This window comes from Pseudomonas sp. GW101-3H06 (assembly GCF_059424605.1).
The window spans coordinates 2,596,288-2,609,800 of record NZ_JBWKZO010000001.1; the positions used below are offsets into that span (position 1 = coordinate 2,596,288).

Genomic DNA, 13,513 nt, shown 5'->3' on the forward strand with positions numbered 1-13,513 from the left:
CACATGTCCCAAGCTACCCAGGAACCGTTGCGCGTCGTCTTCTGCATCGGCATCACCCAGAACTTTTTCGACTTGCCCACCGGCGAAGGCCTGAGTGTGTGGAAGGGCTTCAGCCGGATGATGGCGGACCTCGGCGCGATGCCCGGCATCACCGTGCTTGGCGCGATGGATGACGACCGCCTGATGGTCGGCCCGTCCACCACCTCGCCCTGGACCGTGTACATCATGGCCGACGTCGACTGCCACCAGTCGGTGATCGACGCCTGCAACCTGTTCCGCACCACGCCGGTGAACGAATACAGCCTGTGGCGCTACGCCAAGGTCGAAGCGCGCATCGGTCGCCCATTGACCATCCCTGATGCGGCCAAGGTGTAGGCCATGAACGAGGCCTTGCTGCAGCGTCTGGCGACGCTCGAAGGAGAAAGCGCAGTGCGTCGCTTGATGGCGCGCTACATGGACCTGTGCGACGTGCCGAGGGCGCCGACCCAAGTCAGCGAACTGGCAGCGCTGTTCTGCATCGATGCGATCTGGGAAGGCATTGGTCGCGAGACCGCGCAGACCTTCGGTCAACATCGTGGACGCGAGGCTGTGGCTGCGTTTGTCGGTGGTTACTTGCCACCGTCGGACCACTTTCAGCTGAACCTGCATTACCTCACCAGCGAGTCGATTCTGGTCGACGGTAATACGGCGCAGGGGCAGTGGATCATGCAGCAGATTTCTACCTATGCGGATCAGCGCAGCGAACTGTTCGGCACCCGCCTGAACATCGATTTTCGCTGCGTCGACGGCACCTGGCTGATCGCGCATTTGCGCACGCAACGCTTGTTCAGCTCTCATTTATCAAAGCAGGAGCTGAGCGCATGAGTACCTTCATCAGCGAATTTCTCCTCGGCGGCAACGGCAAACGCGTTGCCATCAAGGATTCCATCGACATCGCCGGTTACCCGACCCGCTCCGGCAGCCGTGCTTTCGCCGACGCTCCGGCAGCGACTGAAAACGCCGAAGTGGTCGACGCGATTATCAAAGCCGGCTGGCAGATCGTCGGCAAGACCAACCTGCATGAGCTGGCCTTTGGTGTCACCGGCATCAACGACTGGACCGGTACGCCTGTGAATCCGCAAGCGCCGGACCGGGTGCCGGGCGGATCCTCCAGCGGTTCAGCTTCGGCAGTCGCTGCAGCGCTGGCCGACATCGCCATCGGCACCGACACCGGTGGCTCGGTGCGGGTGCCAGCGGCGTGCTGCGGGATTGCCGGACTCAAACCGACATACGGTCGAGTCAGTCGGGTCGGCGCGCATCCGTTGGCCTCCAGCCTCGATTGCGTCGGTCCGTTCGCCAGGACGATGGACGACCTCATCGCGGCCATGCAGGTGATTTGCCCGGGCTTCGACGTTCAGGGGTTGCCCGGCGACGGCGCCAAAGTCGGCTTTCTTGAAGTGGCGTGCGAAGCGCATCTGCAAGCCAGTCTCGGGGCCGCCGCCGACCGCGCCGGTTGGCATCGCAGCAGCCTGCACCTGAGTGAGTTCGAAGCCGCATTCGCCGCCGGCCTGACCGTGATCAATTTCGAAAACTGGGCGGCCTTCGGTCATCTCACGGGCAAAGGCCTGATCGGTGCCGATGTCGAACAGCGCCTGCTGGCCGCCAGCCGCACCACCCGCGAAGAACTGGCCCAGGCCGAAGCGGTGCGCCGCCGGTTCACCCAACAGGTGGATGCGGCGCTGGAAGACTTCGCCGTGCTGTTGCTGCCAACCATGCCCAGCCTGCCGCCGACCCTGAGCGAAGCGCGCAGCGGCAGCAAGGCGGTGGCCGGCATGACCCCGCTGGTACGCCCCTTCAACCTCAGCGGCCATCCGGCATTGACGGTACCGGTGGAACTCGATTGCGGCGGGCTGAAAGTCGGCCTGCAAATCGTCGGCCGTAAAGGCCAGGACGAGCTGGTCTGCGCCTTGGGTGCGCAACTGCAACAGAGCATGGCCGGTTAATCGCCAGCAGTCTCTAAAACGAAACCATAAAAAAAGCCATGAGGAGAACCGCATGAGCACTCATGAATACCGGCTGATCACAACGTCGAAAAGCCCCGAAGACCTGGTCCGGCACGACCGCGTCGATGTCTCGCTGTACAACGATCCGGCGCTGTTCGAAGCCGAACTGGAAAAGATTTTCTACCGCACCTGGGTGTGGGTCGCCCACGAAAGCGAAGTGCGCAACAGCGGCGACTTCAAGACCGCCACCATCGGCCGTCGCCCGGTGATTGTCGTGCGCGACAAGAAGAACAACATCAACGTCCTGGAAAACCGTTGCCGTCACCGTGGTGCAACCGTGTGCGAGAAGCACAAGGGCAATGCCACCGGTTTCACCTGCCCGTACCACAGTTGGTCCTACGGCCTGGACGGCAAGCTGCGGGCGCTGCCGTACCCGGACGGCTACGAAGGCATTCTGGAAAAGTCCGAGTTGCCGCTGACCAGCCTGCGGGTCGAGAGCTATGCCGGCATGGTCTTCGCCAGCTACAACGACGAGATCGAGCCGCTGGAAGACTTCCTCGGCGGCGCCAGACACTGGATGGACCTGTTCATGAAGCAGGGCGCCGGCTACCCGATCAAGACACAGGGCGAACACAAGTTCAGCTTCAAGGGCAACTGGAAGATCCAGCTGGAAAACACCACCGACGGTTACCACTTCCCGATCGTGCACAAGTCGTTCATGTCGTCGGTGGATGAAGAAACCTCGGAAATGCTCTCGTTCATGACCGACGAGCAAGCCGTCACTCATTCGCTGGGCAACGGCCACAGCGTGATGGTGATGGTACCGGAGCATGTCGACCTCGATCACGACGACGGCACCGAGCAACTGCAAGAGCGCTTCGCCCACGTCACCGAAGAACTGTCGAAGACCATGCCGCCCGAGCAGGTACGCCGCATCGTGCGCTCGCTGCACGGCGCCGGGTTCAACCTGAACCTGTTCCCCAACGTGGCCATGTCGATGTCGTTCTTCCGCGTGCTGCGGCCGGTGTCGGTCACCGAAACGGAAATCCGTCACGTTGCCCTGGGCATGGACGGCGGCCCGGAAATCGCCAACCGCGAGCGCATGCGCATTCACGAACACTTCCAGGGCCCGTTCGGTTTCGGCAGCCCCGATGACGCCGAAGCCTGGGACCGCGTGCAGCGCGGCTCCTATGCCGGCGTCGACGCTCCGATCCTGGTCAACCGCGGCCTGAACCGCGAAATCACCGCCCAAAACGGCGACAAAGTCAGCCACGCCACCGACGAAGGCGGCATGCGCGGTGCCTACGACATGTGGAAAAGGATGATGAGCCAATGAGCAATCACGACACCCTGAACGGTTTTGCAGGCCCCTTGGCCCAAGCCATCGAATTCATCTGGCGCGAAGCCGAGCTGCTGGACCACAAAAACTACGCCGAGTGGGCGACCCTGTGGAGCGAAAGCGGCAAGTACATCGTGCCGATTGACCCGGACACCGAAGACTTCGAAGCGACGCTGAACTATGCCTACGACGACGCGCGCATGCGTGACCTGCGCATCGAACGCTTGACCGCCGGTTACTCGCCATCGGCGGTGGATGCGGCGAAAACCATCCGCACGGTTTCGCGTTTCCGTCTGGTGGAAGCGGCCGGCGACATTGTCGAAGTCAACTCGGCGCAGTTGCTGTACGCCTACAAGCGCGGCGTGCACACGCCGTTCGTGGCCGACCTCAATCACCGCATCCGCTTCACCGACGGCGTGCCGACCCTGGAGCGCAAAGTGGTGCGCCTGATCAATTCCACCGACAGCCTGAGCGCGCTCGGCTTCCTTCTGTGAGGACAACATCATGAGTCGAGTAGCCCTGGTGACAGGTGCATCGCGCGGACTGGGCGAGTGCATCGCCCGCCGCCTGCACGCAGCGGGTTATCGCGTCGGCCTGGCGGATGTGTGTCTCGATGGCGTGCGACAACTGGCCGCCGAGCTCGATGGCAGCGGCGCCACGGCCGTCGCCATCGAACTGGATGTGCGCAGCAAGGCCGATTTCCAGCGCGCTCGCGACCTGCTCGCCGCGCACTGGGGCGGCACCGACATTCTGGTGAACAACGCCGGGGTGTCGAAAGTCGCGGCGTTGATGGACATCACGCCGGAAGAGTTCGACGAATCGATGGCGATCAACCTGCGCGGTACTTTCGTAGCGTGCCAGGTGTTCGGTGCGCACTTTGCCGAGCGTGGCTTCGGGCGCATCGTCAATATCGCCTCGCTCGCCGGACAGAACGGCGGCACGGCGACGGGCGCGCATTACGCGGCGGCCAAGGGCGGCGTGGCGACGTTGACCAAGGTCTTTGCCCGTGAGCTGGCGCCCCGTGGCGTGACAGTCAACAGCATCTCGCCGGGTCCGCTGGAGTTGCCGGTGGTACGCGAAACCGTGGCCCCGCAGCGTCTGGAACAGATTCTGAAAATGATCCCGGCCGGCACCCTGGGTGACCCGGTGTTCATCGCCGACAGCGTTTTGCTGCTGATTGCCGAGCATGCCACCTCCGTGACGGGGGCGTGCCTGGATATCAACGGCGGTCTGTTCATGCGCTGAAATTAACTGTGGCGAGGGGATAAATCCCCTCGCCACAAAAGCTTCCTCGCAAGACCCGGGACTTAATCGAAACAACAGTATTCAGGTGATGCAATGATGAAGGTGAAGATCGAAAGGATCGTCGACGAAGCGCTGGATATCCGTTCCTTTCGCCTCGTGCGCAGTGACGGCCAGCCGCTCGACACCTATGAGCCGGGCGCCCACGTCGACCTTACCGGCCCGACCGGTGTAACCCGCCAATACTCCCTGTGCAGCCCGCCCCAGGATCGCCGCGCCTATCTGGTGGCGGTGAAGAAAGAGGCGCAGTCGCGCGGTGGCTCGCTGGCGTTGCATGAGCAGGTGCAGGAGGGTATGGAGCTGGAAATGGGCGCGCCACGCAACCTGTTCCGCCTGGATCCGGATGCCCGCGAACACGTGCTGTTCGCCGCCGGCATCGGCGTGACGCCACTGCTGAGCATGGCCTATCGACTGGCGGAAAGCGGCCAGCCGTATCGCCTGCATTACTTCGCCCGCTCGGCAGAGTACGCAGCGTTCACCGAACTGCTGGCGGCAAATTTTGCCGATCACGTCGAGTTTCACTACGGCGTCGAGCCAGGCAATCTGGACGCCGCATTGAGCGCGTGCCTGGAACGTGCCGGCAGCGATGCCCATGTCTACACCTGCGGCCCCGCGCCGTTCATGAATAAAGTGGTGGAAGTGGCCGCGCGCAGCCGTTCGGACGATGCCATCCACCTGGAACACTTCGCCGCCGATCCTGCAGCCAACAGCGGCCCGAGCGGTGGTTTCGAAGTGGAACTGGCCAGCTCCGGCGTAGTGCTGCACGTGCCGGCCGACAGCAGCCTGGTGGATGTGTTGCAGGCCCACGGTTGCGATATCGACACCGAGTGCCGCGAAGGCATCTGCGGCACTTGCATTGTCGAGGTGCTGGACGGCGTGCCGGAGCATCGCGACAACTGCCTTTCCAACAAGGAAAAGGCGTCCAACAAGCAGATTTGTGCCTGCGTTTCACGGGCGCTTTCCGCTCGTCTGGTCTTGGACATTTAAACGCTTTGCACGCTGGAAAGCCGACGCCGGAGCCTGTTGAATGGGCACCCGGCGGCCATCGAGGGAGGCGGTGGCTGGAGTACGAAAGATTTTTAGCGAGCCGCTCGACGAAGCGGCCGAAAAATAACAACAAAAACGTGAGGCTTTGCGGACATGATTACAGCATCGGCGGTGCGCAATGAGGCGTTCGAAAGTTGGCTTAGCCAGGTTAACCAGGCTTGCGGACGTTTCGACGCCCGCGCGCTGGACACCGATTTCTATGGCGAGCTGGCGGAATTTCGCAGCGGCGCGATCAAGCTCAGCGTGGTCGACATGGCGCACGTGCACCTGTACCGCAGCAGCAAGGATGTCAGCACCAGCAGCGACGGTCACTACTACGCGGTGTTCCAGATGCGCGGCAGTTCGCACCTCGAGCAGGGCGACAACCGTGCGCAACTGGGGTGTGGCGACATCGCCCTGATCGACGCCAGCCGCCCGAGCGACATGACCTACAACGACGATTCCCGACAGTTGTCGCTGATCCTGCCGCGCCAGGTGGTCGAGCGCGGCTCGCACTTCACGGCGGTCAATTGCGCCACGCGCATCGCGGCCAATAATCCTCTGGCGGCCATGGCCAACCGCCTGGTGTTGGAGACTCGCCAGCAGGAAGGGCTGGACATGCAGGAAAGCGAGGCCGTACTCGACGCCCTGGTCAGCCTGTTGCTACCGGGCGTCAGCGCCCGCGACAGCAATGGCGATATGCATGAGCGGCAGTTCCGCAAGATCATCGCTTTCATCGACGAACACATCAGCGACGAAGCCCTTTGCCCTGAACTGATTGCCCGGGAAGTGGGGGTGTCGGTGCGCGGGTTGTACCGGATGTTCTCCAAGCGCGGGCTGGTGGTGGCGCAATACATCAAGCACCGACGCCTGGACTTCTGCGCGGAAAACCTGCGCCGCAGCGATGTCGAGCAGAAGCTGTCGGCGCTGTGTTATGCCTGGGGCTTTTCCGATTCCAGCTACTTTTCCTCGGCGTTCAAATCGCGCTTTGGTGTGTCGCCGGGTGCCTATCGCAAGCGCTATAGCCAGAATTGAGGTTGTATCTGCCGGCCCCTTCGCTAGCAGGCTCGCTCCCACAGGTGATCACTGTCGGACACATAATATGTGTTCACCGAAGATCCACTGTGGGGGCGAGCCTGCTCGCGAAAGGGGCCTGACGGCCGCATCCGGTCTCAGGGTTATCAATGCCGCGCCGGCTCCTCCGCCGGCAAGTGCAGCACCTCGCGCACCAGCATCGCGATGCTGGTCACGCCCATCTTTTCCTTGATCTTGGTGCGGTGAACATCAACGGTTTTCACGCTGATGTTCAGCTCCCGGGCAATCACCTTGCTGGCCTTGCCATCGATCACCAGCATCAGCACCTCGCGCTCGCGGCTGGTCAACAGTGCCAGTTTGCCTTGCAGGTTCTGGCGCTGCTCCTGGTCGGCCTGGGCGTGTACGGCGGTCTTCAGCGCGGCCTGGATGCGGTCGATCATCTGTTGCGGGTTGTAGGGTTTCTCGACGAAGTCCAGCGCGCCGTTCTTCATCGCCGTCACCGACATCGGAATATCGCCATGGGCCGAGACGAAAATGGTCGGCAAGGTGCTGCCGCGCTGGTTGAGGATTTCCTGCAACTGGAAACCGCTGGTTTCCGGCATGCGCACGTCCAGCACCAGGCAGGCCGGTTGCTTGGGGTCGTACTGGTTGAGGAACTCTTCGGCACCGGCAAAGCACTGCGCCTGCACGCTGACCGACTCCAGCAACCAGGCCAGCGAGGTGCGCAGGTCCTTGTCGTCGTCAACGATGTAAACAATCGGTTTGCGGGTTTGCATCAGGGGCTGCCACGAAAATGTTCTATTTATTGTTTTCGCTCGCGTGCACGCGCGGCGGACATTGGCTCATCTTTTGGGAGCCAAGTAGCAGAATACCCACTGTGGCCGGCCCTTGCGATAAAGAAACCACCTAGTCGACTAGCGGAAAGCCTACCTCCACGTGGGGATCGTCAGAATGGTTGGGCGCAGCGCCCGGCCTTAGTCTTGTTCCATCACCTACGGGCCGCCTCAAAGCGGTCCTCCTGAAGGAAGGGGCATCGACATGGCCGACCTGAGCCAGCAGCAAATCGACTTTCGCAACGCCATGGCGCAGCTGCCTGCGGCGGTGAACATCATCACCACCAACGGCCCTGGCGGTCGTTGCGGCATCACCGCCAGCGCCGTGTGCTCGGTGACCGATTCGCCGCCCACCGTGCTGGTCTGCGTCAACCGCAACAGCGCCACCCACGATGTGTTCCGCACCAACGGCCGGCTGTGCGTCAACGTGCTGTGCGGTGAACAGGAAGAACTGGCCCGCCACTTCGCCGGCATGACCAAGGTGCCGATGGCCGAGCGCTTTGCCTGGGACCTGTGGGACGACGGCGCCGCCGACGTGCCGGTGCTGCGCGACGCCTTGGTGCAGCTGGAGGGGCGGATCAGCGAGTGCAAGGAGGTGGGGTCGCATTCGGTGATGTTCGTGGAACTGGAGAAGGTCGGCGTGCGGGAGCAGGGCGATAGTCTGGTGTACTTCAACCGGTTGTTTCATCGGTTGGAGCATGCTGGGGCTGTTTGCTGAAGACCGCCATCGGGGAGTGTCAGTCGACACCGATATTGAATGTGCTGGCCCCTTCGCGAGCAGGCTGGTACATCCAATATTTATGTCGACTGATACTGCGCCTTCGCGAGCAAGCCCGCTCCCACAGGAGATCTCAATGAACACGGGCTTTGTGTATGACACAGATCAACTGTGGGAGCGGGCTTGCTCGCGAAGACGGTATCTCAGGCACCGCCATGGTCAGATCCGAAAACTCCCCACCAACTGATTCAACCGCGCCGCCTGTTGCTCCAGCTCGGTGCAGGCGCGCAAGGTCGATTGCAGGTTTTCCACGCCTTGCTGGTTGAGAGTGTTGATTTGGATGATGTCGACGTTCAGGGCCTCGACCACGGCGGTCTGCTCTTCGGTGGCGGCGGCGACCGACTGGTTGACGTTGTCGATTTCGCCGATGCGCTGGGTCACGCTGCCCAGCCGTGTGCCGGCAAGGTTGGCGATGCTGACGCTTTCCTCGCTGTGCTGCTGGCTTTCGCTCATGGTGGTCACTGAATCCCGGGCGCCCACTTGCAGCTCCTCGATCATCTGCTGGATCTCCAGTGCCGAGGTCTGGGTGCGTCCGGCGAGGCTGCGTACTTCATCGGCCACCACCGCAAAGCCACGCCCGGCTTCTCCGGCGCGGGCCGCCTCGATGGCGGCGTTGAGCGCCAGCAGGTTGGTCTGCTGGGAGATGCCCTTGATCACTTCAAGGATCTGCCCGATGTTCACGGTCTTGTCGTTGAGCACTTCGATGTGGGTGCATGATGCCCTGATTTTTCCGGACAGCGCGTTCATCACTTCGATCGTGCGCTGCACCACCTGACGCCCGTCTTCCGCCTGTTGCCGGGCGTTGGATGCCTGGAGCGAGGCATCGCTGGCGTTATGGGCAATCTCTTGGGCGGCGGCGCCCAATTGATTGATCGCCGCCGCCACGGTGTTGGTGCGGGTCGATTGATCGTCGAAGTTGCTCAGCGATGAATTGGACGCTTCCAGCACGCGACGAGCCCCTTCGTTGACGCCCAGAGCCGCCGACGATACTTCGCGAATCGTCTGATGGATACGCTCGACAAAGCGGTTGAACGCCGTCGCCAGCTGACCGATCTCATCCCGCGATTGCACCTGCAGGCGCCGCGTCAGGTCGCCTTCACCGAGGGAAATATCCTCCATGACTCGCGTCAGCACTTGCAGCGGTCGGGTGATGCGTTGCGCGGTGTACCAGATCAACAGCAGGCCGAGCAGGGCCGAGCCGCCGCCGAGCAGCAGTTCCAGCGCGGTGCTTTGCACGCCTTGGGCGTCGAGCTGCTTTTGCAGGGAGGTGACCGGTGCCAGCAGCACGTCCTGCGGAACACCCACCAGCACGCCCCAGGGCGCGGCACCGGCAATCGGTGCCAGCGGTTCGAGCACCTTGATCTGCTGCGGATCGACAAAGACCTTTGGCTGGCCCTGGCGCAAGGTGTCCATCACCTCGGCACTGTCCATCGGTTGACCCAGGCGACTGACGTCCTGGCTGTTGGCGGAGATCACGCCGCGAGGGCTGACGATGCTGATCTGGCCATGGCCGTCGAACAGTTGCAGGGCGCTGGCTTCGCTGTTCTTTTGCAGCGCGGCGAGGTTGATGTCGAGGCCGACCACGGCAATGACCTTGCCGTTTTCCAGCAGCGGGAAGGCCACGCTGGTCACCAGTTTGCGACTGCCGGACGCCTCGTCGAAGTAGGGCTCCAGCACGCAGGCTTGACGGGTATCGCGGGCGCAGGTGTAGAAGGCGTTGTAGGGCGCGCCGCTCGGTCCCGGTTCGGTGTTGGCCAGCAGGCCTTCGTCACCGATCACCGCTTGCAGCTCGCCGGGCTTACTCTGCACCCAGTACAGCGAGAAACGCCCGGTTTCGTTGCTGCCCAGATCCGCCTTGTCGACGAAACCGGCGTCGGCACCGTCCAGGGCGTCGGGTTCAAAAATGACGTAAAGCCCGAGCAGGTCGGGCTTGTCGATGAGGGCCTGGTGAAGCTGGGTACTCAGCGCCTGGCGCAGTTGCGGGCGGGTCAGCGTCCCCTGGTGCCGGAGTTGCCGCAGATAGAGTAAGTATCGCGACAGCCCCTGGCCAAATTCATGGGTTTGCATGAAGGTACGCTGCACCTGCATGGCCTGCACTTTGCCCAGGGCCTGCATGTGTTCCTTGGCCGCATCGGCGAGCATTTCGCTGCTGGCCTCGGCGACTTGCCGGCTGCTCTTGTGGGTCTGGTAAAGCGACAGGCCCATCAGCAAACCCACCACCAACAACAGGCAGAGGCCGGCGAGCAGGGCGATTTTGCTCTGGATCGTCAGGAATTTTTTCTGCATTGGAAAGGCCTTTTTCCATGGGGGGCAGCGGATGCGCCACTGCCCCGGTCGGGCTTAGAAAGTGCTGGCGAAAATCACCTGGCTGTAGAGGTTCTTGTCGTTGTTGCCCAGCTGCGTGCCGCCCTGGTCGGCGCTCTTGTCCGGCTGGAACAGGCCGATCAGCGGCATGATGCTCAGGTGATCGTTGACGTGCCATTCGGCATACAGGTCCGTTTCGCGGCCATCGGTATTGCCCAGGTTGCGGTCGATGGTGTCGAAGTTGAAATGCATCACGCCGACACTCAGATTCTCCAGCGGCGAGACGGCGAACTTGAGTTGCTGGATGCGCGAGTTGCTGTTGAACGGCCCGGCATAGTTGCCCGCCACTTCACCCTGGAACCAGGTACCGAAACCGCGGCTGAAACCGTAGAACAGCGTGTCGTAGTTTTCCGAGAAACGGCTGTAGCGGTAGCTGACATAGGGCGCCCAGGTCACGTCGGAGAAGGTCCAGCCGGCTTCCAGGTACCAGCCGTCTTCGTCGGAGGAGTGGGGTTTGTCCTGTTTGGCGTATTCGCCGGACAGGAACAGGTCTTTGACCCCGGCATTGCCGGTGGCGCGCAGGCTGTAGGTCTTCATGCCGTCGCGTTCAAGTTGAATGGGCGAGGCGTACTGCTCGTCAATGTCGGTGGTGTCGATGTAGGTCAGGCCGACCGTGCCGGCTTCGGACACGTGCTCCAGGGTGCCGACGTACATTTCGGTCTTGGCCTGGGAGCGGTTGTTGGATTTGAGCCACATCAGGTCGCTGCGCCAGCCGTCCTTGCCGCCGATACGCAACACGGCGGTCTCGTCGAACGCCTTGCGCGCCGCCAGCCAGTAGGCGCCGCCACGGTTGAACTCGCCGTCGGCAATGCCTTTACCCAGGTTCAGCGCGTCGCCATTAATCAGGAAACCGTCACCGATCAAGATGTTCTGGCGGCCAAAGGACAGGTCGATCCCGTCGCTGCCCAGCACCGGGAACAGATCGGCCGAACGCCAGCCGAGGTAGGCATCTTCGAACTTGGTGGTGCGTTCCGAACCGTCGCTGAAACCAGCGGCATCGCCGTCGCCCCACGTGCCGGAGCTGAGCATGTTCGCGGCACCGTAAGCGGTGCCGACACCGCCCAGGCCCTGGTCGAACGCCAGGCCGTACTTGATATAACCCTCGCGCCACGATGACGAACCTTCGTCGAGACGACCCGACAGGGCGTAGTTCTCCTGGCTGTGGAAAATGCCGAAAACCGCTTCCAGGGTGGCGTTCAGGTGACTGTCGTCATCGGCATAGAGTTCATAAGCTCCGGCCTGCCCGGCACTGATCATCAGCGCGAGCGTGGAAAGTCGAAGCAAGGGAGACTTGAGCATGGCATGACATCCGTTCTTGTTCTTAGGCGCAGGGTTGCGGTCTTTTTAGATACTAAGGGCCGCGTTTTTTTTGGCCTTTTGCCTGTTTGCCAATTAGTTGGTTGTGCATGCCAGATTGCATGGCCGGGTGATGGCACAGAGCGTTGTCGAGCTCCTACAGGGAAATGGTGGTGCCGCTGAAATTACCGTTCGTCGTTTCTTACTGAGAAGAAAATCGGTTAGAGCGAAGCGCTTTTTTGATGGCGAAGGAAAGTTCTTACTGCTTCCCACAGTTGCCTGATTCGACAAATAAGCGGTGTCGCAGTTTTCGATGAATAGCACTTCCTGTTTTCTTGTGAGAACTATCTATAAATGTTGAATGAAGTTTCCTACGTTAAAAAAATACCTGCTTGTAACTTCGTGCGAAAAATAATAACCATAGTTTCGATCGCTTTTCTAACCGACGGGTATTCAGCAATGACGAATGACTTTTTGCGTGACAGCTTTTTCAACTACGACGATGAGTTGGACGCCAGTGCCTGCCCGCCTGGAACCGAAGGTTGCAGGGAGGCGGGCAAGGGTTCAATGCCCATTCGGCAGGGTTGTTCTGGTATTGAACAGCACAGCCATGGAAAGGACAGTCATGAAGTTATATCCACACAAGTTCGAGATACTCAATCTTCCTGTTGATGGTTTTGTGGTTTCAAGAGGCGAGATATCAAGAACGCAGGATTCGCCGCTGTTGTTGGCAATAAGTGAACTAAAAAATTCAAAGCTTTCAAAGGCTGAAATTGACGAAGTTCTATTGTTTTACGGCCTGATCTCACAAACTGACGATGACCTGTAGCGAGCCTGCTCGCGAAAAAAGGCCAGGGCAACGCGGTCATTCAGACTGTACGCGTTATCGTTGACGTCCATTGCGAGCAGGCTCGCTCCCACAGGGGGAGAGCGATCTGGCAGAACCGCCAACACAACTGGCACGCAGGGCAAAACCTGCGCTTGCCTGACCACCGACAATCCTTTTCAACCTGCCGGGGCTCCGTTGCCCCGGCGCTTTCTGTGTTGGCGTTCGTCTGCGTGACGAGCGCATGGATTTTCAAGGTCGTTTCTTATGTTTACCGCCCTGCGTTTTTCCCTCTTTGGTTTGTTGTCCTTCACCCTGGCCCAGGCCGCTGTCGCTGCCGATTGCACGCCGGTGCAGACGCGTGGCGCCGAGGTGTTCGCCAATGAATGCGGTGTCTGCCATTCGGTGAGCAAGGGCATGGCCGGGATGATGGGGCCGAATCTGGCGGGTGTGGTGGGGCGCAAGTCCGGTTCGCTGGAGGGCTTCAACTACTCCCAGGCGATGCGCAGCAAAAACATCGACTGGCAGGCCGAGAACATCGAGCAACTGATCACTCAACCCCAGGCTTTCGTGCCCGGCACCTACATGCCGTACATGGGCCTGGCCTCCGCCGACGATCGGCAGGCGGTGGTGTGCTACCTCAAAGAACAACACTAAGCGGCCGGTTACCTGGCTTATCGAAACTCCGCAGGAGCTGGCTTGCCTTGAATCGTGCCCCGCCTTTAGGGGTGC

At 61.2% G+C, this 13,513-nt stretch carries 14 protein-coding genes and 1 pseudogene; 11 read left to right on the forward strand and 4 right to left on the reverse strand.

Annotated elements, in window-relative coordinates; translation table 11 throughout:
• The first annotated feature begins 3 nt into the window (after positions 1-3).
• The 8 genes from AC07ZE_RS11890 (at position 4) to feaR (ending at position 6,684) form a co-directional block, all read left to right on the forward strand.
• Positions 4-375, forward strand: coding sequence for a hypothetical protein (locus tag AC07ZE_RS11890; RefSeq protein ID WP_095193558.1), 372 nt, complete (start codon positions 4-6; stop codon positions 373-375).
• A gap of 3 nt (positions 376-378) precedes the next feature.
• Positions 379-864, forward strand: a complete 486-nt coding sequence (locus tag AC07ZE_RS11895; protein ID WP_207264735.1) for a nuclear transport factor 2 family protein — start codon at positions 379-381, stop codon at positions 862-864.
• Entirely contained in the window at positions 861-1,982 is a 1,122-nt protein-coding gene (locus tag AC07ZE_RS11900; RefSeq protein WP_207264737.1) for an amidase, read from the forward strand. The genes AC07ZE_RS11895 and AC07ZE_RS11900 overlap by 4 nt, the downstream gene beginning before the upstream one ends.
• Before the next feature lie 52 nt (positions 1,983-2,034).
• Complete coding sequence (locus AC07ZE_RS11905; RefSeq protein ID WP_207264739.1) at positions 2,035-3,318, forward strand: aromatic ring-hydroxylating oxygenase subunit alpha; 1,284 nt, start codon at positions 2,035-2,037, stop codon at positions 3,316-3,318.
• Positions 3,315-3,815, forward strand: a complete 501-nt coding sequence (locus AC07ZE_RS11910) for an aromatic-ring-hydroxylating dioxygenase subunit beta (protein WP_207264741.1) — start codon at positions 3,315-3,317, stop codon at positions 3,813-3,815. The genes AC07ZE_RS11905 and AC07ZE_RS11910 overlap by 4 nt, the downstream gene beginning before the upstream one ends.
• A gap of 10 nt (positions 3,816-3,825) precedes the next feature.
• Positions 3,826-4,566: an SDR family NAD(P)-dependent oxidoreductase gene (locus tag AC07ZE_RS11915; protein WP_207264743.1), complete on the forward strand. Its 741-nt coding sequence runs from the start codon at positions 3,826-3,828 to the stop codon at positions 4,564-4,566.
• Between the two features lie 93 nt (positions 4,567-4,659).
• Positions 4,660-5,610: a PDR/VanB family oxidoreductase gene (locus AC07ZE_RS11920; RefSeq protein WP_207264745.1), complete on the forward strand. Its 951-nt coding sequence runs from the start codon at positions 4,660-4,662 to the stop codon at positions 5,608-5,610.
• Positions 5,611-5,763: 153 nt separating this feature from the next.
• Positions 5,764-6,684 (forward strand): transcriptional regulator FeaR, encoded by a 921-nt coding sequence (gene feaR, locus AC07ZE_RS11925; protein WP_207264746.1) that lies wholly within the window; start codon positions 5,764-5,766, stop codon positions 6,682-6,684.
• Between the two features lie 146 nt (positions 6,685-6,830).
• Here the strand turns inward: feaR and AC07ZE_RS11930 are convergent, their stop codons facing one another.
• A complete protein-coding gene (locus tag AC07ZE_RS11930) occupies positions 6,831-7,460 on the reverse strand; it encodes a response regulator transcription factor (RefSeq protein ID WP_207264748.1) in 630 nt (209 codons plus the stop codon).
• A 262-nt stretch (positions 7,461-7,722) separates the two neighbouring features.
• Here AC07ZE_RS11930 and hpaC point away from each other — a divergent pair, with 262 nt between their 5' ends.
• On the forward strand, positions 7,723-8,235 hold the full coding sequence (gene hpaC / locus AC07ZE_RS11935) for a 4-hydroxyphenylacetate 3-monooxygenase, reductase component (protein WP_137807610.1): 513 nt from the start codon (positions 7,723-7,725) through the stop codon (positions 8,233-8,235).
• A 219-nt stretch (positions 8,236-8,454) separates the two neighbouring features.
• Here hpaC and AC07ZE_RS11940 read toward each other — a convergent pair whose 3' ends face one another.
• From AC07ZE_RS11940 to AC07ZE_RS11950, 3 genes and pseudogenes are all read right to left on the reverse strand, one after another.
• Positions 8,455-9,243 carry a methyl-accepting chemotaxis protein gene (locus AC07ZE_RS11940; protein WP_404940889.1) on the reverse strand — a complete coding sequence of 263 codons (789 nt, stop codon included), beginning with the start codon at positions 9,241-9,243 and terminating at the stop codon, positions 8,455-8,457.
• A 66-nt stretch (positions 9,244-9,309) separates the two neighbouring features.
• A pseudogene (locus AC07ZE_RS11945) lies at positions 9,310-10,581 on the reverse strand (methyl-accepting chemotaxis protein); the annotation flags it as partial.
• A 54-nt stretch (positions 10,582-10,635) separates the two neighbouring features.
• On the reverse strand, positions 10,636-11,958 hold the full coding sequence (locus tag AC07ZE_RS11950) for an alginate export family protein (protein WP_207264752.1): 1,323 nt from the start codon (positions 11,956-11,958) through the stop codon (positions 10,636-10,638).
• 475 nt (positions 11,959-12,433) lie between these two features.
• On the opposite strand from AC07ZE_RS11950, the gene AC07ZE_RS11955 reads away from it, so the two are divergent.
• Complete coding sequence (locus AC07ZE_RS11955) at positions 12,434-12,784, forward strand: hypothetical protein (RefSeq protein WP_207264754.1); 351 nt, start codon at positions 12,434-12,436, stop codon at positions 12,782-12,784.
• A gap of 264 nt (positions 12,785-13,048) precedes the next feature.
• The gene (locus tag AC07ZE_RS11960; protein WP_207264756.1) at positions 13,049-13,438 is read left to right on the forward strand and encodes a c-type cytochrome; all 390 of its coding nucleotides are present in this window, start codon (positions 13,049-13,051) and stop codon (positions 13,436-13,438) included.
• The last annotated feature ends 75 nt before the right edge of the window (positions 13,439-13,513 follow it).

Excerpts from the sequence above, each read along its gene's own strand:
- AC07ZE_RS11890 (WP_095193558.1), top strand. The coding sequence starts at position 4 with ATGTCCCAAGCTACCCAGGAACCGTTGCGCGTCGTCTTCTGCATCGGC.
- AC07ZE_RS11895 (WP_207264735.1), top strand. The coding sequence starts at position 379 with ATGAACGAGGCCTTGCTGCAGCGTCTGGCGACGCTCGAAGGAGAAAGC.
- AC07ZE_RS11900 (WP_207264737.1), top strand. The coding sequence starts at position 861 with ATGAGTACCTTCATCAGCGAATTTCTCCTCGGCGGCAACGGCAAACGC.
- AC07ZE_RS11905 (WP_207264739.1), top strand. The coding sequence starts at position 2,035 with ATGAGCACTCATGAATACCGGCTGATCACAACGTCGAAAAGCCCCGAA.
- AC07ZE_RS11910 (WP_207264741.1), top strand. The coding sequence starts at position 3,315 with ATGAGCAATCACGACACCCTGAACGGTTTTGCAGGCCCCTTGGCCCAA.
- AC07ZE_RS11915 (WP_207264743.1), top strand. The coding sequence starts at position 3,826 with ATGAGTCGAGTAGCCCTGGTGACAGGTGCATCGCGCGGACTGGGCGAG.
- AC07ZE_RS11920 (WP_207264745.1), top strand. The coding sequence starts at position 4,660 with ATGATGAAGGTGAAGATCGAAAGGATCGTCGACGAAGCGCTGGATATC.
- feaR (WP_207264746.1), top strand. The coding sequence starts at position 5,764 with ATGATTACAGCATCGGCGGTGCGCAATGAGGCGTTCGAAAGTTGGCTT.
- AC07ZE_RS11930 (WP_207264748.1), bottom strand. The coding sequence starts at position 7,460 with ATGCAAACCCGCAAACCGATTGTTTACATCGTTGACGACGACAAGGAC.
- hpaC (WP_137807610.1), top strand. The coding sequence starts at position 7,723 with ATGGCCGACCTGAGCCAGCAGCAAATCGACTTTCGCAACGCCATGGCG.
- AC07ZE_RS11950 (WP_207264752.1), bottom strand. The coding sequence starts at position 11,958 with ATGCTCAAGTCTCCCTTGCTTCGACTTTCCACGCTCGCGCTGATGATC.
- AC07ZE_RS11960 (WP_207264756.1), top strand. The coding sequence starts at position 13,049 with ATGTTTACCGCCCTGCGTTTTTCCCTCTTTGGTTTGTTGTCCTTCACC.